General features: G+C 72.4%; 18 protein-coding genes and 1 pseudogene. 16 read left to right on the top strand and 3 right to left on the bottom strand.

Features of this window, described 5'->3' with window-relative positions:
• Nucleotides 1-55: 55 nt before the first annotated feature.
• Nucleotides 56-259 carry a cold-shock protein gene (locus FGF04_RS16735; protein ID WP_033319512.1) on the bottom strand — a complete coding sequence of 68 codons (204 nt, stop codon included), beginning with the start codon at nt 257-259 and terminating at the stop codon, nt 56-58.
• A 366-nt stretch (nt 260-625) separates the two neighbouring features.
• Between FGF04_RS16735 and FGF04_RS16730 the strand changes: the two genes are divergently transcribed.
• From FGF04_RS16730 to FGF04_RS16680, 11 genes and pseudogenes are all read left to right on the top strand, one after another.
• Complete coding sequence (locus FGF04_RS16730; RefSeq protein ID WP_149512066.1) at nt 626-1507, top strand: menaquinone biosynthetic enzyme MqnA/MqnD family protein; 882 nt, start codon at nt 626-628, stop codon at nt 1505-1507.
• 106 nt (nt 1508-1613) lie between these two features.
• Nucleotides 1614-2777, top strand: a pseudogene (locus FGF04_RS16725) (serine/threonine-protein kinase); the annotation flags it as partial.
• A gap of 370 nt (nt 2778-3147) precedes the next feature.
• Nucleotides 3148-3879, top strand: a complete 732-nt coding sequence (locus tag FGF04_RS16720; protein WP_149512065.1) for a hypothetical protein — start codon at nt 3148-3150, stop codon at nt 3877-3879.
• Between the two features lie 20 nt (nt 3880-3899).
• Entirely contained in the window at nt 3900-4769 is an 870-nt protein-coding gene (locus FGF04_RS16715; protein ID WP_149512064.1) for a hypothetical protein, read from the top strand.
• A gap of 67 nt (nt 4770-4836) precedes the next feature.
• On the top strand, nt 4837-6150 hold the full coding sequence (locus FGF04_RS16710) for a CpaF family protein (RefSeq protein ID WP_149512063.1): 1314 nt from the start codon (nt 4837-4839) through the stop codon (nt 6148-6150).
• Between the two features lie 7 nt (nt 6151-6157).
• The gene (locus FGF04_RS16705; RefSeq protein ID WP_149512062.1) at nt 6158-7177 is read left to right on the top strand and encodes a type II secretion system F family protein; all 1020 of its coding nucleotides are present in this window, start codon (nt 6158-6160) and stop codon (nt 7175-7177) included.
• Nucleotides 7174-8100, top strand: a complete 927-nt coding sequence (locus FGF04_RS16700; RefSeq protein WP_188114103.1) for a type II secretion system F family protein — start codon at nt 7174-7176, stop codon at nt 8098-8100. The genes FGF04_RS16705 and FGF04_RS16700 overlap by 4 nt, the downstream gene beginning before the upstream one ends.
• Before the next feature lie 103 nt (nt 8101-8203).
• Nucleotides 8204-8455, top strand: a complete 252-nt coding sequence (locus FGF04_RS16695; protein ID WP_055509289.1) for a hypothetical protein — start codon at nt 8204-8206, stop codon at nt 8453-8455.
• Nucleotides 8456-8570: 115 nt separating this feature from the next.
• Nucleotides 8571-8951 (top strand): TadE family protein, encoded by a 381-nt coding sequence (locus FGF04_RS16690; protein WP_149512311.1) that lies wholly within the window; start codon nt 8571-8573, stop codon nt 8949-8951.
• Nucleotides 8952-9410 (top strand): TadE/TadG family type IV pilus assembly protein, encoded by a 459-nt coding sequence (locus FGF04_RS16685; protein WP_149512061.1) that lies wholly within the window; start codon nt 8952-8954, stop codon nt 9408-9410.
• Between the two features lie 8 nt (nt 9411-9418).
• Complete coding sequence (locus tag FGF04_RS16680) at nt 9419-9880, top strand: pilus assembly protein TadG-related protein (RefSeq protein ID WP_149512060.1); 462 nt, start codon at nt 9419-9421, stop codon at nt 9878-9880.
• Nucleotides 9881-9943: 63 nt separating this feature from the next.
• On the opposite strand, the gene FGF04_RS16675 is transcribed toward FGF04_RS16680, so the two are convergent.
• Entirely contained in the window at nt 9944-10273 is a 330-nt protein-coding gene (locus FGF04_RS16675) for a hypothetical protein (protein ID WP_149512059.1), read from the bottom strand.
• Between the two features lie 275 nt (nt 10274-10548).
• Between FGF04_RS16675 and FGF04_RS16670 the strand changes: the two genes are divergently transcribed.
• The 4 genes from FGF04_RS16670 (at nt 10549) to FGF04_RS16655 (ending at nt 16061) form a co-directional block, all read left to right on the top strand.
• Entirely contained in the window at nt 10549-13554 is a 3006-nt protein-coding gene (locus FGF04_RS16670) for a bacterial transcriptional activator domain-containing protein (protein WP_149512058.1), read from the top strand.
• Nucleotides 13551-14312 carry a prepilin peptidase gene (locus FGF04_RS16665; RefSeq protein WP_149512057.1) on the top strand — a complete coding sequence of 254 codons (762 nt, stop codon included), beginning with the start codon at nt 13551-13553 and terminating at the stop codon, nt 14310-14312. Before FGF04_RS16670 ends, FGF04_RS16665 begins: the two co-directional genes overlap by 4 nt.
• Before the next feature lie 71 nt (nt 14313-14383).
• A complete protein-coding gene (mqnC, locus tag FGF04_RS16660) occupies nt 14384-15583 on the top strand; it encodes a cyclic dehypoxanthinyl futalosine synthase (protein WP_149512056.1) in 1200 nt (399 codons plus the stop codon).
• Nucleotides 15584-15608: 25 nt separating this feature from the next.
• Entirely contained in the window at nt 15609-16061 is a 453-nt protein-coding gene (locus FGF04_RS16655) for an imidazolonepropionase-like domain-containing protein (protein ID WP_149512055.1), read from the top strand.
• A gap of 204 nt (nt 16062-16265) precedes the next feature.
• Here FGF04_RS16655 and FGF04_RS16650 read toward each other — a convergent pair whose 3' ends face one another.
• Nucleotides 16266-17300, bottom strand: coding sequence for a chitinase (locus tag FGF04_RS16650; protein ID WP_149512054.1), 1035 nt, complete (start codon nt 17298-17300; stop codon nt 16266-16268).
• Between the two features lie 248 nt (nt 17301-17548).
• Between FGF04_RS16650 and FGF04_RS16645 the strand changes: the two genes are divergently transcribed.
• The coding region (locus tag FGF04_RS16645) for a hypothetical protein (RefSeq protein ID WP_149512310.1) at nt 17549-17925 on the top strand (377 nt) is incomplete at its 3' end.

Raw genomic sequence — 17925 nt, 5'->3', positions numbered from 1 at the left:
TTCTAGGTTCCGGATCAGAGTGTCGGACTCGGAGAGCCCGGACTCACCCGAAGGATCAGACGGGGGTGACGTTCTCCGCCTGCGGGCCCTTCGGACCCTGGGTCACGTCGAAGGTAACCGCCTGGTTCTCTTCGAGGGAGCGGAATCCGCTCGCGTTGATCGCGGAGTAGTGGACGAAGACGTCCGGGCCGCCGCCTTCCTGGGCGATGAAACCAAAGCCCTTTTCGGCGTTGAACCACTTCACGGTTCCGGTAGCCATAAGCCCTCCTTGGGCCCAAAGGGTTGCCCTGCTCCAGAACCTGCAAGGTGTAAACAAAAGCTTGTAAACAACTGCATTCTTCTGAAAAAGACGAGAGCCCGCGGTCACATGCTCCGCAGGCTCTGTACTGCAAGGGAAACCAAACTGCAACTTGCGGAAGAGACTACCCACGAGGGCAGCCGAACGCAATAGAGGGCAAGATCACGTCACCCGCAGGTTTGGCGGGGTCCCACGAAGGGGCGACGTCGCGGTGTCACCTGGCGTCATCCGGTGTCACAGGGGTTGACAGAACGGTGCGAGAGGCTTCGCGGACCACTCCGGGACCCTGGAGCCTGCACCGTACCCCATGGGGGCTAGCCTCGCGATGTGGACAATTCTCCTGAGTCATCCGAGGGGCGTCCCGACGCCCGCCGCTCCCGGCCGCGCGTCGGCCACATCCAGTTCCTGAACTGCCTGCCCCTGTACTGGGGCCTGGCGAGAACGGGCACGCTGCTCGACTTCGAGCTCACCAAGGACACCCCGGAGAAGCTGAGCGAGCAGCTCGTGCGCGGCGACCTCGACATCGGCCCCGTCACCCTCGTCGAGTTCCTCAAGCACGCCGACCAGCTGGTCGCCTTCCCCGACATCGCCGTCGGCTGCGACGGCCCGGTGATGTCCTGCGTCATCGTCTCGCAGGTCCCGCTGGACCGGCTGGACGGCGCCCGCGTCGCCCTGGGCTCGACCTCGCGCACGTCGGTGCGGCTCGCGCAGCTCCTGCTGGCGGAGCGGTTCGGCGTCGAGCCGTCGTACTACACCTGCCCGCCCGACCTGAGCCTGATGATGCAGGAGGCCGACGCGGCGGTGCTCATCGGCGACGCCGCCCTGCGCGCCAACCTGCTCGACGGCCCGCGCTACGGCCTCCAGGTGCACGACCTGGGCGCCCTGTGGAAGGAGTGGACGGGCCTGCCCTTCGTCTTCGCCGTCTGGGCCGCCCGCCGCGACTACCTGGAGCGCGAGCCGGCCCTGACCCGCAAGGTCCACGAGGCCTTCCTCGCCTCCCGCGACCTGTCCCTGGAGGAGGTCGGCAAGGTCGCCGAGCAGGCGGCCCGCTGGGAGGCCTTCGACGAGAGCGTCCTGGAGCGCTACTTCACGACGCTCGACTTCCGCTTCGGCGGACCGCAGCTGGAGGCGGTCGCGGAGTTCGCGCGGCGGGTGGGCCCCACCACCGGTTTCGCGCCGGACGTGAAGGTCGACCTGCTGGAACCGTGAGGGACCGCCTCCCGGGCACCGGGGTCCGCCGGGGACGGCACTACGCTGCTGGAGTGCCTGCGGGCCGGGTACACGTACAGGTACGTACGGGGGAGGGGCGGGTGCCATGCGGCCACTCGAAGTCGACGAACCCACGGTCGTGGGGCCCTACCGGCTGCTCGGCCGGCTCGGCTCCGGCGGGATGGGCCGTGTCTACCTGGGCCGCAGCGCGGGCGGCCGTACGGTCGCGGTCAAGATCGTCCATCCGCACTTCGCGCTCGACGAGGAGTTCCGGGCCCGGTTCCGCCGCGAGGTGGAGGCGGCCCGGCGGGTGGGCGGCGCGTACACGGCCCCCGTCCTCGACGCCGACCCGGACGCCCCGGTCCCCTGGGTGGCGACCGGCTACGCGGCCGGCCCCACACTGACCGCCGCGGTCACCGACACGGGCGCCCTCGCGGACCACTCCGTACGGGTCCTCGGCGCCGGGCTCGCCGAGGCGCTGGCGGCGGTGCACGGCCTGGGCCTGGTCCACCGCGACGTCAAGCCGTCGAACGTGCTGCTGACCCTCGACGGCCCCCTGCTCATCGACTTCGGCATCGCCCGCGCGACGGACGGCACGGCCTCCCTCACCTCGACGGGCGTCTCCGTCGGCTCGCCCGGCTACATGTCGCCCGAGCAGATCCTCGGCAAGGGCGTCACGGGCGCGGCCGACGTCTTCTCCCTGGGCGCGGTCCTGGCGTACGCGGCGACCGGCTCGTCCCCCTTCCCCGGCGACTCCTCGGCCGCGCTGCTCTACAAGGTGGTCCACGAGGAGCCCGAGCTGGGCGCTCTCTCCGGTGACCTGCGGGAGCTGGTGGCCGGGTGCCTCGCCAAGGATCCGGCCGCCCGCCCGTCCCCGGCGGCCGTCGCGGCCGCCCTCGCACCGGAGGGCGCGGCCCGGCTGGTGGCGGCGGGCTGGCTGCCCGGCCCGCTCGTGGAACAGGTCAGCCGCAGCGCCGTACGCCTGCTGAACCTGGAGGCGACGGGGGAGGCAGCCGGGCAGCCGCCGTCGGGGGTGGTGGGCTTCAGCAGTCCTTCGGTGGACGACGGCCCCGTGGATCCTCCGGCGGAGAGTCCCGCGGTGCCGGGGCAGGGGGTGCCCGGTGTCTTCGGCCCGCCCGACCCCTCCTACGCCTCCTACTCCCCGTACGCGCCCTACCCGTCCCGCCTTCCGGCGGTGCACAACGGGCCGCACACGTCCGCCCGCCCCGTGAGCGACTGGTGCAGGCCTGGTGGACGGAGCGTGACCGTCAGGCGTCGCCGTGCCGGACGGTGATTCGCTGTCGCACATCGGCGGCCCCCCTGCGCAGGCCCTTCCCCGAACGGGAACCGAACGCCCCGCATTGCGCGTGGACAACGTCGGGACATGTGGGGTCCGCGGCCGCGGACGCGCCTTGAGGGGCTTATGTGCTGCTGATACGGTGCGGTGACTTGACACTCGTTCCGGCCACGGCTATTCGCCGGTTATCCGCCCGAGTCGGGCGGTGCGGGCGATACAGGCGGTACGTCCGATGCGGGCGAACCGTCTGAACTGCACGGAGTGCCGGACGTGCGCGAAGTGCGTCGAGTGTCCTGAATGACGAGAACCTTCTTGGGTGTACGGGGATACGGGGAGCGGTTGCGTGAAGATCCAGGAGCGTACGGGGGCGGGCAACAACCGTTCCTCCGCGCCGGCTCAGCCGACGACGGGGGAGCGCCTTCCCTCCCCGCCTCGCGAGCGCAAACCCGCGCTGGCCGCACTGGCGGTGCTGCTGATCCTGGTGGGCGCGCTCGGGGCGACCATGCTCGTGCTGCGCGCCGGTGACCGTGTCGAGGTCGTCAAGGTGACCAGCGACATACAGCCGGGCGAGTCCGTCGGCGACAACGTGGCCTCGGTCCTGGTCGCCGACGACGCCGGGATCAACTACGTCCGGTGGAACCAGCTGAAGACCCTCCAGGGGCTCAAGGCCAAGTCCACCATCTACAAGGGCACCCTCGTCATCGGCCAGATGTTCGGCACCGAGGCCGACGTCCCGGCCGGCAAGGCCGTCGTCGGTCTCTCCCTCAAGGAGGGCCAGTACCCCGAGGGCATCGAGGTCGGTGACCTCGTGGCCGCCTACCAGGTCGGCAACACCGGCTCCTCGGGCTCGAACTCCGAGGACGAGGCCGGCTCCGGTTCGACCGGCTCCGCGGGCCGCACCGGCGCCCCGATCGTCGAAGAGGCCCGCGTCACCAAGGTGCCGGCCACTGGCGACAGCACCATCAGCAGCACCAACAAGCGCGTCACCGTGACCGTCGACGAGAGCGACGCCGCCGCGCTGGCCCGTGCCGCCTCGGCGAACCAGGTCGCCCTCGTCAAGGTCCCCGGCAACTAGCGGCGGAGAGGCAACACACCATGGCCCTCATCGCCCTCGCCGCGGACAAAGGCTCCCCCGGCGTCACCACGACCGCCGTCGCGCTCGCCGCGGTCTGGCCGCGCCGCGTGCTGCTCGCCGAGACCGACCCGGCCGGCGGCGACCTCGTGTACCGCAGCGCCGCCGCGCACGGCGGACCGCTGAACCCCAACACCGGCATGCTCTCCATCGCCGCCACGGCCCGCCGCGGCCTCGTACCGGACCAGATCTGGGACCACGTGCAGCCGTTGAGCGGCGGCCTCGACGTGCTCGTGGGGCTCGCGAACGCCGAGCAGGCCGCCGGGCTCGCCGGCCTGTGGCCGACCCTCGGCCGCGCCTTCGCGCAGCTCGCCGACTCCGAGCACGCGCCCGCCGACGTCATCGCGGACTGCGGACGGATCAGCGGGGACGTCCCGGCCGTCGAGATGTTCGCCCAGGCCGCGCTCGTCCTGCTGGTCGCGCGCACCGAGCCGGAGGCCATCGCGCGCGTGCGCGACCGGGCCGCCGCGCTCACCGCCAAGCTGCACGGCGGACCGCGCGGCGCCGGCGCGCTCGGCACGCCCCTCATCGGGGTCCTCCTCGTCACCGACCCGGGCGACTCCGCGAAGATCGTCCACCAGGTCAACGACATGCTGGTGGCCGCGCAGACCGGTGCCCGCGTCGTCGGCACGATCGCCGCGGACTCCACGGGCGCCGAGCAGCTGGCCGGCCGCAAGCGTGGCCGGCTCGACAAGTCGCTGCTCATCCGCTCGGCGCGCAAGGTGACCTCGGACCTCTACCAGCAGTTCGGCGCGGCCTGGTCCGTCCCGGCCGGCGGCCCGCACGGCCAGGCCGGCCCGAACGGCGCGCGCCCCGCCGGAGCCGGCCGATGACCGCCGCGCGGCACGCGACGTACGGCCGGTACGCGACGTACGGGCATGTCACCCCGGGGGGTGACCGATGACCGCCGTCGACCACCAGCTGGTCAAGCGGTTCCGGCAGGACGCCGGTGACCGGATCGCCGAGCAGCGCCGCCTCGACCAGGTCTCCGGCGTCACGCCGATGTCCAACGAGGACGAGCGGCAGTACGCGCGCGCCGTCATCGCCCAGATCCTGGAGGACTACGCCCGTACGGAGATCAACTCGGGCCGTACGCCACTGGACGCCGAGACCGAGGAGCAGTACGCGGCCGCCGTGCACGCCGCGCTCTTCGGCGTCGGCCGCCTCCAGCCGCTGCTGGACAACCCCGAGGTCGAGAACATCGACATCAACGGGTACGACCAGGTCTTCGTCGGCTACGCCAACGGCGAGGAGGTCAGGGGCGATCCGGTCGCCGAGACCGACGAGGAGCTCATCGAGCTGATCCAGATCCTCGGCGCGTACTCGGGCCTGTCCTCCCGGCCCTTCGACTCCGCGAACCCGCAGCTCGACCTGCGCCTGCCGGACGGCTCGCGTCTGTCCGCCGTGATGGACGTGACGCGCCGCCCCGCGCTGTCGATCCGCCGCGCGCGCATGGGCAAGGTCTTCATGTCCGACCTCGTCGGCAACGGCACGCTCACCCCCGAGATCGGGCACTTCCTCGCCTGCGCGGTCCGGGCCCGCAAGAACATCATGATCGCGGGCGCCACCAACGCGGGAAAGACGACGCTGCTGCGCGCCCTCGCCAACGAGATCCCGCCGCACGAGCGCCTCATCACCGTCGAACGCGCCCTGGAGCTGGGCCTCGACACCTTCACCGACCTGCACCCGAACGTCGTGGCGTTCGAGGAGCGGCTGCCCAACTCCGAGGGCCAGGGCACCATCTCGATGGCGGAACTGGTCCGCCGCTCGCTGCGCATGAACCCCTCGCGCGTCATCGTCGGCGAGGTCCTCGGCGACGAGATCGTGACGATGCTGAACGCGATGTCGCAGGGCAACGACGGCTCGCTGTCCACGATCCACGCCAACAGCTCCAGCGAGGTCTTCAACCGCATCTCCACGTACGCGCTCCAGGCCAACGAGCGCCTGCCCATCGAGGCCAGCCAGATGCTCGTCGCGGGCGCGGTGAACTTCGTGGTCTTCGTGCAGCGGCGCAACACCTACCAGTCGGGCGGCCGGCTCCAGCGCGTGGTCACCTCGATCCGCGAGGTCAACGGCGTCGACGGGCGCGTCCTGTCCAGCGAGGTGTTCGCCGAGGCGCCGGACGGCCGGGTCGTGCCGCACGCCCCGATCGCCTGCCTCGAAGACCTGATCCAGCACGGCTACCGCCTGCCCGGCGGCGGGAACTGGGGGTGAACCGGCCATGACGGACCAGTCGGGCGTGACGCTCGCCGCCCTCGACTCGCTCGGCTCGATGGGCGGGCTGTTCTCCACGACGGTGCTGTACGCGCTCGCGTGCGGCACCGCGGTGGGCGGCGGCCTGGCCCTGCTCGCCGTCGCGGTGCGCGGCCTGCCCGCCAAGCCCGCGCACGAGAAGCAGAAGGCGAACGAACGCGTCTCCGAGCTCGTACGGTTCGCCGGGCAGCGCGGATCCGTCGCCGCCGGCGCCGGCATCGTCGTCCTGCTCCTCACCCGGTGGGCCGTGGCCGGTCTCGCGACCGCCGTCCTCGTCTTCTTCTGGGACAAGCTCTTCGGCGGCGCCTCCGAGGAGAAGGCCGCCATGCGCCGCGTGGAGGCCCTCGCCTCCTGGACGGAGTCGCTGCGCGACACCATCGCGGGCGCGGTCGGCCTGGAGCAGGCCATCCCCGCCTCCGCGCGCGCCGCGGCCCCGGTCCTGCGCCCGCACCTCGACGCGCTCGTGGACCGGCTGCGCTCCCGCACGCCGCTGCCCGACGCCCTGCAGCAGCTCGCCGACGAGATCGACGACGCGTCCGCCGACATCATCGTGGCCGCGCTGATCCTCAACGCGCGCCTGCGCGGCCCGGGTCTGCGCCAGGTGCTCGGCGCGCTCGCCAAGTCGGCCCGCGAGGAGGTCGACATGCGCCAGCGCGTGATGGCCCAGCGCGCCTCCACCCGCCGCTCGGTGCAGATCGTCGTCGCCGTGTCGATCGCCTTCGTGCTCGGCCTGTCCATCTTCAACCGCGACTTCGTCGAGCCGTACGGAACGGCCGTCGGGCAGCTCGTCCTCGCCTGTGTCTGCGGTCTGTTCGCGCTCGGCTTCTGGTGGCTGCGCAAGCTGTCGACCATCGAGACGCCGGAGCGGTTCCTGGTGCGCGACGAGGCGGCGGTCCAGTTCGTCCGGCCCCGTACGCCGGCCGCGTCGGCATCGGGCCCGGCGCAGTCGCTGCCGCACCCGTCGCCGGAGGAGGGGGTACGCCGATGACCTCGACCCTGACCCTGCCCGTCCTGGTCGGCGCCGTGCTGGGCCTCGGCGTCTACGCCCTGGTCCGGGCCCTGATGCCGACCCGCCGCAGCGCGGTGGCCCAGGTCGCCCGCATCGACGCGATGCGGGCGCGCGGAGCGGCGTACGAGTCCGCGCACCGCACCACCGACGCCGGGCGGCTCGGCAGCGTACGGGCCCGGGTGGGCCGGCGCGTCTCGGAGTTCTACCTGCAGCAGGGCTGGGAGCAGCGCTCGCTGCGCGCCGACCTGTCGGTGCTCGACCGCAGCTGGGAGAACTTCCTGGCGACGAAGGCGCTGCTGGGCGCTGCGGGCCTGTTCTTCGGGCCGCTCATGTTCGCCGTGGTGTGGACGCTCGGCTTCAGCAGGAGCCCCGCCGTCCCGGTCTGGCTGGCGCTGGTGTGCGCGCTCGTCTTCTTCTTCCTGCCGGACCTGGAGGTGCGGCGGGACGCCGCCGAGAAGCGGCGCGACCTGCGGCGCGTGATCGGCGCGTACCTGGACCTGGTGTCGATGAGCCTGGCGGGCGGCCGCGGTCTCCCGGAGGCCCTGATGGCCGCCGCGGAGGTCTCCGACGGCTGGGCCACGCAGCGCATCCGCAACGCGCTCGCGGACGCCCGGATCACCGGCATCAGCCAGTGGCAGGCCCTCGGTTCGCTGGGGGAGGAGATCGGGGTCGAGGAGCTGAAGGACCTGTCGGCCTCGCTCGCGCTGGTCGCGGACGACGGCGCCAAGGTGCGCGAGTCGCTCGCCTCGCGCGCGGAGACGATGCGGCACCGCGAACTCGCCGAGATCGAGGGCAGCGCCGGCGAGAAGTCCCAGTCGATGCTCGTGGCGCAGCTGCTGCTCTGCGCCGGTTTCCTGGTCTTCCTGATCTTCCCGGCGGCGATGCGCGTGTTCCAGGTCTGAGCCCGACAACCGACAACTGCTTCCCGTACCTCCCGCACCTCCTGTACCTCTTGTACTGCTTCGAACCGCACTGCCCTGCACTGTCTTGAGAGGACAACTCACCATGAACGGACGGAACTACAGCACCGGGATCCCGGGGGTGGACTTCCTCATCACCTTCCTCCAGGGCCGGGTGCAGCGCGCCCGCTCCGGCGAGCTCGACCGCGGTGCGTCCGCGGTGGAGTGGGTCATCATCTCGGCGGTCGTCGTGGCGATCGTCGGCGTGGTCGCCGCCATCATCAACGCCGCGCTCAGCGACGGCGCCAACAAGGTCGGCGACTGCATCAAGGGCGCGGACGCGGGCAGCACCTGCTGATCCCCGCCATCCGTCCCTTCTCTCTTCACACACATCGCATACGGGGTCGCAGGTGAGCGTACGAAGCTGGGTACGCCGCAGGGTGGAGGCCGCCTCCACCCGCGGCGACTCCGGCATGACCGCGATCGAGTTCGTGCTGCTCACCCCCGTCCTCTTCTTCATGATCTTCGCGACGGTGCAGTTCGCGCTGTACTTCTTCGCCGACCACGTGGCCCAGGCGGCGGCCCAGGCGGGCGCCCGCGAGGCGCGTGCCACGGCCGACGAGTCCCCGGGCGCGTGGCGCGGCGAGGCGCGGGACGTCGTGGACAGCTACATCGAGCAGCTGGGGCCGCAGCTGGTGCTCGGACCGGACGTGCGGCTGCTCCAGCCGGACCAGAACACGGTCGGGGTGGAGATCACGGCGAAGGTGCCGTCGGTCTTCCCGGGCATCGACCTGACCGTGCACGCGCAGTCGGTGGGCCCGGTGGAGCGGTTCGTCGAGGAGGGCGAGAACTAGATGCGCCCGGTGGTGGAGCGACTTCTTTCGCGCGGCGCCGGTCCCGGCGACCGGAACCGGGACCGGGAACGAGACCGGGGCCTGTCCACGGTCGAGGTGGTGATCCTCGCCCCGGTGATGATCCTCTTCATCCTGGTGCTGGTGGCCTTCGGGCAGCTGGTGGACGGGCGCGGGGCGCTCGACGGGGCGGCCAGGGACGCGGCCCGCTCGGGTTCGCTGCAGCGGGACGAGGGCTCGGCGATGGCGGAGGCGCAGAAGGCCGCGGACGCCGACCTGGCGGACGTCTGCTCCGGACCGGTGTCGGTGACCAAGACGAGCGCGGGCTTCGCGGACGCCGACCTCTTCACGGTCGAGGTCAGCTGTCAGGTGCGGGGCCTGGCGATGCTCGGCCTGGACGTGCCGACGCGGCTGACGTCGTCGTTCACGTCACCGCTGGACCCGTTCAAGAGGAAGGCGTGACGGGGCGGATGAGGACCATCCTGCGGAGGTGGGCGGCGGTGCGCCGCGCACGCCTCGACGACCGCGGTTCGGGCGCCGGCGCGGTGATCATCTTCGCGCTGGTGTTCCTGTCCCTGTCGGCCTTCGTCATCGACGGCGGCCTGTCCATCTCCAAGCGCGAACGGGCCGCCGACATCGCGGAACAGGCCGCCCGGTACGCGGCCCAGGACGTGGACCTGGAGGAGCTGTACCAGAACGGGAACGGCGGCGCCCCGATCCTCTTCGAGAACTGCGGCGCCCGCGTGAAGGCCTTCGCCCGGGAGATGGGGATGACGGGCGCCGACATAGCCGCCACGAACTGCGTGGCGGCCAATGCCGACCAGGTCGAGGTGGAGGTCCAGCTCACCTACTCGCCGGTCTTCACGGGCATGTTCTACGGCGGCGACGTGACGGTGCGGGGCCGGGCGGTGGCGGAGAACGAGGTGGGCTGAGCCGGCCGGGCGCATCCCGTCGGCAGGCTGCTCCCCGTCGACCGGCTGCTCCCCGCCGGCCGGCTACTCCCCGCCCTTGCCGCCCTTGTCCTCGGACTTCACGCCCTCGGAGACCTGCTTGGCGAGGTCGTCGTCGAGCTTCTTGAACTCGCGGACGACGGCGTCGGACATGTCGGCCAGCGCGTCGAGCTGCTGGTTGATGTCCTCGCGCCCGTCCTCCCAGTTCGACTCGAAGTCCTCCAGCTTGTCGTAGACGCCACCGTCACCGATGTCGTCCCGGTAGGACTCGAAGAGCTTCTTGGTGTGGTTGAGCCGCGTCTTGATGTCCCGCAGCCGGCTGCCGTAGTCCTCAAGATCGCTCAACGGGAGCGCGAGGTCGGGTTTGCCGCCCATGTCAGGTCCCCCTCCTGATGGTCCGTGGCCTCTGCGGCACGAGTCTACGTCCGGGGCTCCGGCGGCCCGGGGGGAACGGAGCGCGGACAAGTCCGGCCAGGCGGACAGAACATGACCAATCCGCCCTGACCTCCGGCACCTCTTCCCTTTCTCCCCACTTCGCCCCTCGAAGCCCTTCGACAGGCTCAATAAGATCTCAGTAGGCTCAGCACACCCCCGCTCTCACGCCCGTACTGCCCCTGTCTCCCTCCCCACACGACATCAGGACACCCGCCATGGCGCGACGCACCACTTCCAACTCGACGGGAAGCTCGCCGGGTCCGAGGAATCGGACGCCGCAGCCCCTGCCGCGGCGCCGCCGTACGGTGGGGGACTTCGCCAAGGCGTTCCTCGCCCTCGTCGCCCTGCTCGTGCTGCTCGTCGGGGTGCCCGCGGCGCTCGCCACCCAGATCGGCTGGCCGCTGCCCGGCGGGGCGCCGAAGGTGGAGTGGCTGCAGCAGGAGATCACCGTCGACACGTTCATCAACGTGCTGACCGTGGTCGTCTGGCTGGCCTGGGCCCAGTTCACCGCCTGCGTGCTCGTCGAGGTGAAGGCCGCCCTGTCCGGCGTCGGACTGCCCAACCGGGTGCCCGGGGCCGGCCCCAGCCAGCTGCTCGCGCGCCAGCTCGTCGCCGCGTTGCTGCTGGTCGGCGCGACCGCCGCGAGCTTCACGCCGGGGCTGTCGCAGCTCGGTCAGCAGCTGGAGGGCGACCAGCGGCCGGCCGTCGCCGCGGCGGCCCAGCAGACCCCGGGCGGGCTGCTGGCGCAGCAGCAGGAGCAGACCGCGGCGAGCGCCGCCGCGCTGGCCGAGCAGGCCGCCGGCGCCGCCGCGCACGCGGAGGCCGGGAGCGGGGCCCAGGCGTCCGAGGGCGGTACCAAGTTCTACCGGATCCAGCCGCCCGAGGGCCGTCACCACGACTCGCTCTGGGAGGTCGCGGAGCGCCACCTCGGCGACGGGCGCCGGTACAAGGAGATCTACCAGCTCAACAAGGACCGTACGCAGCCCGACGGGTCCAAGCTCTCCGAGGCCAGCCTCATCCGGCCCGGCTGGATCATGGAGATGCCCGCCGACGCCCGCGGCGGCGAACTGGTCGAGATGCCCGAGGAGGCCCCCGAGGTCTCCCCGGAGGTCCAGCGGCAGATCTCCGACTACGCGAGGACCGGCGGCGGGCAGCAGCAGGGCGGCGGACAGCAGGGCGGCGGGTCCGGGTCCCTCGACCGTGACACCGCCCACATCAGCCTTCCCGAGCAGCGGCCCGCCCCCGATCAGGGGCAGGGACGCGGGCAGGGACAGCAGCAGGACGGCGGCGGGCAGGAGCACGTCGCTCCCCCGGCCGGCGAGGGCAGCGGGTTCGGGCTGCCGCAGGCCCTGCTCGGCGCGCCCCTCCTCGCCGCCGGACTCCTCGGCGCCCTCGGCCGGCGCCGCCGCCAGGCCCTGTGGCAGTCCGCGCTCGGCGCCGTCGGCGGGCGCCGCGGCATGGAGCCGCCCACGCCCACCGGCGCCGCCGCCGACGCGCAGGACGCGCTGCTGGTGGGGGCCGACCCCGAGGGCGTACGCCTCCTCGACCGGTCGCTGCGCGGGCTCGCCGCCTCGCTCGCGGGGGAGTCCCGCGCCCTGCCGACCGTGTACGCGGCCTGGATGAGCGGCAACGGCGACCTGCACCTCCAGCTCGCCCAGCCGGCGGGCCGGCCGCCCACGCCCTGGCAGCTCGGGCAGGACCAGACGTTCTGGATGCTGGCCCGTGCCGACGCCGAGGGCTACGAGGACGTGGACACGGCGGCCCCCTACCCCGGCCTGGTCAGCCTCGGCACCATGGACGACTCGCGGCTGCTCCTCAACCTGGAGTCCGTGCCCGGCATCGTGTCGCTGAGCGGGCGCGAGCAGGACCGGGCCGGCGTCTTCGCCTCCGTCGCCGCCGAGCTGGCCACCAACGGCTGGTCCGACCGCATGACGATCACCCTCGTCGGCTTCGGCGAGGACCTGACGCCGCTCGCGCCCAACCGGCTGCGCCACCTCGACGACATCGAGGCGCTCGTGGAGACCATGGAGGCCGAGACCCGGCAGCGGCGCGGCGCGCTCGGCGCCGCCGGCCAGGACTCGGTCCTCACCGGGCGCACGGGCCCCGCCCAGCACACCCGCTGGGCCCCGCACCTCGTGCTGCTGGCCGCCGAGCCGTCCGCCGAGGACGCCGTCAAGCTCGCCGAACTCGCCGCCGACGCCAGCCGGCTCGGCATCGGCTACCTCGTCGGCACCGACTCGGGCGACCTGCCCGGCGCCGCCTGGGAGATGGAGGTCACCAGCGAGGGCAAGCTCCTCGCGCCGCTGCTCGGCCTCGAACTCGACGCGCAGCTCCTGCCGGTGTCCCAGCAGCGGGCCGTCGTCGAGCTGTTCACCGACGCCGACCCCGAGCGCGACGACGACGGTCGCCCGGCCACCGCCCCGCCGTTCCTCGTCGACATCAGCGAGCAGGGGCGCCCCGCGGTGTACGCGCGGCTCGTCGGCCCGTACGAGATCATCGGTCTGGACGTGCCCGACGGCGAGCGCAGCCCGCTGCTGCACGAGGCGCTCGCGCTGCTGCTCCTGCACCGCGAGGGGGTGCACCCGCGGGTGCTGTCCTCCGCGCTGTGGCCGCGCGGCGTCACGGACGACGTCCGGGACGCGCTCGTCGAGCGGCTGCGCACCTGGCTCGGCACCGACCCGGACGGCACGCCGCGGCTCGCCCCCGACGCGACCGGGCGGCTCAAGCTCGCCAAGTCCGTCGTCTCCGACCTGGACGTGCTGCGCTCGCTCTACCACGAGGCCACCCAGGGCCGGGGCGCCGCCAGCCGTGCGGTGCGCGGCCGGCTGCTGACCGACGCGCTGGTCCTGGTCCGGGGCCCGCTGCTGGCCGAGCGGCCCGCGGGCCGGTACGGCTGGCTGACCCACGAGATCATCGACGCCCAGCTCCCGCTGCTGGTCGCGGACATCGGGCTCGCCCTGTCCGCGTTCCACCTGGAGAAGGACCGGGCCGGGAAGGCGATCGAGGCGCTCGACGCGGCGCTGGGCTCCGCGCCGGGCGACGAGCGGCTGTGGCACGAACTGCTGCGGGCCACCCACGCGACCGGCGACACCGACCTGCTGAGGCGGCGTGCGGCCGACCTGGTCGCGCGCAGCGGGGCGCGCGGGCTGCCGCCGCGCACCGAGGCGCTCCTCGACGAGCTGCTGCCGACCTGGCGCAGCGGCGTCCCCGCCGCGGGATGAGCGGTTTCCAGCTCGCCGAACAGCTGGTCGTCGTCGGCGCCGCCCTCTGGGGCGGCGTCGCCGGTCTGTTCGTGCCGCGCGCCGCGTACCGCTTCTGCGTCGACCCCGACGAGCCGTGGGCGGACCGGTGCCCCGCGGGCCATCCGGTGCACGGCTGGCTCGGCCCGGCCCGCTGCCGGGAGTGCGCCGGGTCCGGGGGACGGGGAGGGGGCGCGTACGGGCCCGGCACGGTCCCCGTCGTCCTCGTCACCGCGCTCGTCTGCGCGCTCCTCGCCGCGGCGACCGGGACCCGGCCCGAGCTGGCCGTCTGGCTGCTGCTCGCGCCGCCCGGCGTGCTGCTCGCCGTCGTGGACTTCCGGGTGCAGCGCCTGCCGGACGTGCTGACGCTGCCCCTGGCCGCCGCCGCCCTGGTCCTGCTCGCGGCCGCCGCGGCGGCCCCCGAGCACGCGGGCGACTGGCCGACCGCGCTGTACGGGGCCCTCGCCCTCGGCGCCGGCTACTTCGTCCTCTTCCTCGTCAACCCGAACGGCATGGGGTTCGGGGACGTGAAGCTCGCCCTCGGCCTCGGCGCGGTCCTCGGCTGGTACGGCTGGGGGACCGTGCTGCTGGGCACGTTCGCGGGGTTCCTGTACGGCGGTCTGTACGGGGCGGGGCTCGTCGTCGTCCGCAAGGCGGGCCGCAAGACGTCCATCCCCTTCGGCCCGTTCCTGATCACCGGCGCCCTCACGGGCCTGCTGATCGGGGCGTACGCGGCCTGACGTCTGATGATCACAAGGCCTGGCGTACGCTGGATCAGTCCGTCCGCACCCCTATGAAAGGGACCGTCCCGGTGACCGAGAAGGCCGACCTCCAGTCCGTTCTCGACCGTGCCGCCGAGGGTGGGCGGATCACCCCGGAAGAGGCGCTCGCCCTCTACCGCGACGCCCCGCTGCACGCGCTCGGCTCCGCCGCGGACGCCGTGCGCCGCCGCCGGTACGCCGGTACGGAGCACATCGCGACGTACATCATCGAGCGGAACATCAACTACACGAACGTCTGCGTCACGGCGTGCAAGTTCTGCGCGTTCTACGCCCCGCCGAAGGCCACCGACAAGGGCTGGACGCGCGACCTCGACGACATCCTGCGCCGCTGCGCGGAGACCGTCGAGCTGGGCGGCACGCAGATCATGTTCCAGGGCGGGCACCACCCGGACTACGGCGTCGAGTACTACGAGGAGCACTTCGCCGCGATCAAGGCGGCGTACCCGCAGCTCGTCATCCACAGCCTGGGGGCGAGCGAGGTCGAGCACATGGCCCGCATCTCCAAGGTGAGCGCCGAGGAGGCGATCCGGCGCATTCATGTGGCCGGGCTCGACTCCTTCGCCGGCGCCGGCGCCGAACTGCTGCCCGCGCGGCCCCGCAAGGCCATCGCCCCGCTCAAGGAGAGCGGCGAGCGCTGGCTGGAGATCATGGAGATCGCGCACAACCTGGGCGTGGAGTCCACCTCCACCATGCTGATGGGCACCGGCGAGACCAACGCCGAGCGCATCGAGCACCTGCGGATGATCCGTGACGTGCAGGACCGGACGGGTGGCTTCCGCGCCTTCATCCCGTACACGTACCAGCCCGAGAACAACCACCTCAAGGGGCGTACGCAGGCGACGCTCTTCGAGTACCTGCGGATGATCGCCATCGCGCGGCTCTTCCTGGACAACGTCGCCCACATCCAGGGCTCCTGGCTGACCACCGGCAAGGAGGTCGGCCAGCTGTCGCTGCACTACGGCGCGGACGACCTCGGCTCGATCATGCTGGAGGAGAACGTCGTCTCGTCGGCCGGTGCCAAGCACCGCTCGAACCGGATGGAGATCATCGACCTCATCCGCAAGGCGGGGCGGGTGCCGGCGCAGCGGGCGACGACGTACGAGCACCTCGTGGTGCACGACGACCCGGCGAACGACCCCGTCGACGAGCGGGTGCAGTCGCACATCTCGTCGACCGCAATCGAGGGCGGGACGGCGCACCCCGAGCTGAAGCTGCTCGCGTCCAACTAGTCGGTCCGACCGGCGGGATGGGCTGATGGCACTGACGATCCATGTCGCGGACGAGCTGCGCCTCGTCTGGGACGGCCCGGACGTGGTTCCCGGCGGGGCCGTGGCGGTGGAGGGGGACCGGGTCGCCGCGGTGGGCCTGCCGGCCGGGCTCCAGGAACGGTTCCCCGGTGCGCGGGTGCGGCGGTGGTCCGGCGTGCTGGGGCCCGGCCTGGTCCACGAGGGACCGCTGCCGGGGGCGCCTACGCCGCGCGAGCGGGTGCACGAACTTTTGAAGCTGGGAGTGGTGGCGGTACGGGCGGAGTCCGTGACCGGATCGGGGCTGCGGGCTGCCGCCGAACGCAACGGGTTGCTGGTCCTGTCGGCGGCCCGCCCCACGGCGATCGAGCCCGGGGGCCGGGCCGACCTCGCAGTCTTCGACGGGGACGGGTCGTGCGTGGCGACGGTGTGCGCGGGACGGCTGGTACATCGTCGTCGATAGCCCGGCGGTGGCTGATCGCGCAGTTCCCCGCGCCCCTAAAAGCGGGGCTGCGCCCCGGCTTTCCTGCCTTTAGGGGCGCGGGGAACTGCGCGACCGGCCACAGCGGACCCGCACCTTCTGACGGCGTGGGCCGGTGTTTTCAGGGGCGCGGGGAACTGCGCGATCAGCCCCCACCGGGTCGCAGGTGTTCGACGGGCCCGCCGGTCAGCCCGTGAAGGCCTTCGCGAACGCCCCCGCCGTCTGGGCAACCCCGCTGCAGTTCGTCGCAGCATCATCCGCAGAGGAATCGTCCCCACACGGCCGGTCCCGGAACGTCGACCACATCGACACCCACGCGACCCCCTTCCCCTCCGCGAACGCCCGCACCTGCGCCGCGTCGGACAGCGAGAACGTCTCGTTGTCCACGTCGTTCACACCGAGCATCGACGTGAGCGCGAGCCCCTTCCACGCCCCCGCGTCCGACAGCCCGAAGACCTCCTCCAACTGGTCGTGCGCGGCCCCGGCCGACGTCTCCGCGTAGTCGCCCATGTCCTCGTCGTACGAACTGCCGTAGTTCATCGTCATGATGTTGACCGTGGACACCTGCACCCCGTGGTCGTTGGCGGACTCCAGCAGCGCCACCCCGTCGTCGTCGAGCCCGGACGGCATGACGGGCAGCGTGAAGGTGACCGCCAGGTCGTCCCGCTCCTCCTGCAGCAACGCGATCGCCTCCGAGCGCAGCGCCACCGACGCGGAGTCCGTCAACTGCTCGCCCTCGACGTCGAAGTCGGCCTCCGTGGCCCCGGCGGCGTCGAGCGCCTGCCCGTAGGCGTCGGCCAGCTCGGCCGCGCTGTCGCAGACCGAGGCCAGCTCCTTGCCGGACGCCCCGCCGAAGGAGACCCGCACGGAGGCGCCGGAGGCGGTCAGCGCCGCGATGCGGGACGCGACGGCTGAGTCGCCGATCGCGGTCGTACCGTTCCACTGCGGCGTGCAGTCGCCGCCGTCCGCGATGACGAACGCCAGGTTGTACGCCGACGGCGACCCGGCCGAGTCGTTGCCGGAGGCGGTGGTGGCGCTGACGTACGGCGCGTACGCGGTCCCGCCCGACGTATCCCCGGACGTATCGCTCGACGCACCGCCGCCGGACGTACCGCTCGACGTACCGTCCGACGTGCCGCCCGACCCGTTCGAGGAACAGCCCGTGCCGGCCAGGGTGATGGCGCAGACGAACCCGGCAGCCGGTTTCAGGAAATTCCTCATCGCACGCGCTCCCTTTCTCGTGATCTCTGTCTCACCCCGGAAACACAGCGCGTCTCCGGAAGTGGAAATGTCTCACGAATGTACCCGCCGCATGCGGGCAGGCCCCACACGAGAAGGCGACAAAAGGCCCCGACCGGCCTGCGGACGGAGAAATCTCTCAGGGAAAAGACAGAAAAGAACGTTTCTCATAGCCGTCGCACAACAGAACCCGAGTTTCGGTCACATAAAGGATCCCTAACATCCGGGGAATGCATTCCGAGCCTGCCATCGAATCCCGCGCCACCGTGCGCGGCCGCCGCCGCAAACGCGGCAACGGGTCCAACGGGCCCGCGGACGGTCCCGTGTTCGTTGACAACTCCGGGCGCAGAGCCAGGCTGCTGCGCAGGATCGGCCTCCTCCTCGGCGCCGTCTGCATCGGGTACGCGGTCGTGCTCGGCATGGCGTTCATGGGCTGGGGCACCTCGCTGACCCCGTCCTCGCTGCTGCCCTTCGGGGCCGSCGGCCCCGAGGGCGGTCCCGACGGCGGCCGGAACGCCGGCCCCGGCGGCGGACTCCAGCCGCAGGGCGGCACCGGCACCGGCACCGGGAGCCCGCCCGCGCGCCCCACCGGCGCCCCGCCCTCGGG

Source organism: Streptomyces apricus, from assembly GCF_008369065.1.
Taxonomy (GTDB): Bacteria; Actinomycetota; Actinomycetes; order Streptomycetales; family Streptomycetaceae; genus Streptomyces; species Streptomyces apricus.
Note: the sequence above shows the minus strand (reverse complement) of the source record. Positions and strands in the feature narration are given on the sequence as shown.

Coding starts and splice junctions, on each gene's coding strand:
- FGF04_RS16690 (WP_149512311.1), top strand. CDS start 8,571: ATGACCGCGATCGAGTTCGTGCTGCTCACCCCCGTCCTCTTCTTCATG.
- FGF04_RS16715 (WP_149512064.1), top strand. CDS start 3,900: ATGGCCCTCATCGCCCTCGCCGCGGACAAAGGCTCCCCCGGCGTCACC.
- FGF04_RS16705 (WP_149512062.1), top strand. CDS start 6,158: ATGACGGACCAGTCGGGCGTGACGCTCGCCGCCCTCGACTCGCTCGGC.
- FGF04_RS16685 (WP_149512061.1), top strand. CDS start 8,952: ATGCGCCCGGTGGTGGAGCGACTTCTTTCGCGCGGCGCCGGTCCCGGC.
- FGF04_RS16700 (WP_188114103.1), top strand. CDS start 7,174: ATGACCTCGACCCTGACCCTGCCCGTCCTGGTCGGCGCCGTGCTGGGC.
- FGF04_RS16675 (WP_149512059.1), bottom strand. CDS start 10,273: ATGGGCGGCAAACCCGACCTCGCGCTCCCGTTGAGCGATCTTGAGGAC.
- FGF04_RS16710 (WP_149512063.1), top strand. CDS start 4,837: ATGACCGCCGTCGACCACCAGCTGGTCAAGCGGTTCCGGCAGGACGCC.
- FGF04_RS16670 (WP_149512058.1), top strand. CDS start 10,549: ATGGCGCGACGCACCACTTCCAACTCGACGGGAAGCTCGCCGGGTCCG.
- FGF04_RS16735 (WP_033319512.1), bottom strand. CDS start 259: ATGGCTACCGGAACCGTGAAGTGGTTCAACGCCGAAAAGGGCTTTGGT.
- FGF04_RS16655 (WP_149512055.1), top strand. CDS start 15,609: ATGGCACTGACGATCCATGTCGCGGACGAGCTGCGCCTCGTCTGGGAC.
- FGF04_RS16680 (WP_149512060.1), top strand. CDS start 9,419: ATGAGGACCATCCTGCGGAGGTGGGCGGCGGTGCGCCGCGCACGCCTC.
- FGF04_RS16695 (WP_055509289.1), top strand. CDS start 8,204: ATGAACGGACGGAACTACAGCACCGGGATCCCGGGGGTGGACTTCCTC.
- FGF04_RS16665 (WP_149512057.1), top strand. CDS start 13,551: ATGAGCGGTTTCCAGCTCGCCGAACAGCTGGTCGTCGTCGGCGCCGCC.
- FGF04_RS16650 (WP_149512054.1), bottom strand. CDS start 17,300: ATGAGGAATTTCCTGAAACCGGCTGCCGGGTTCGTCTGCGCCATCACC.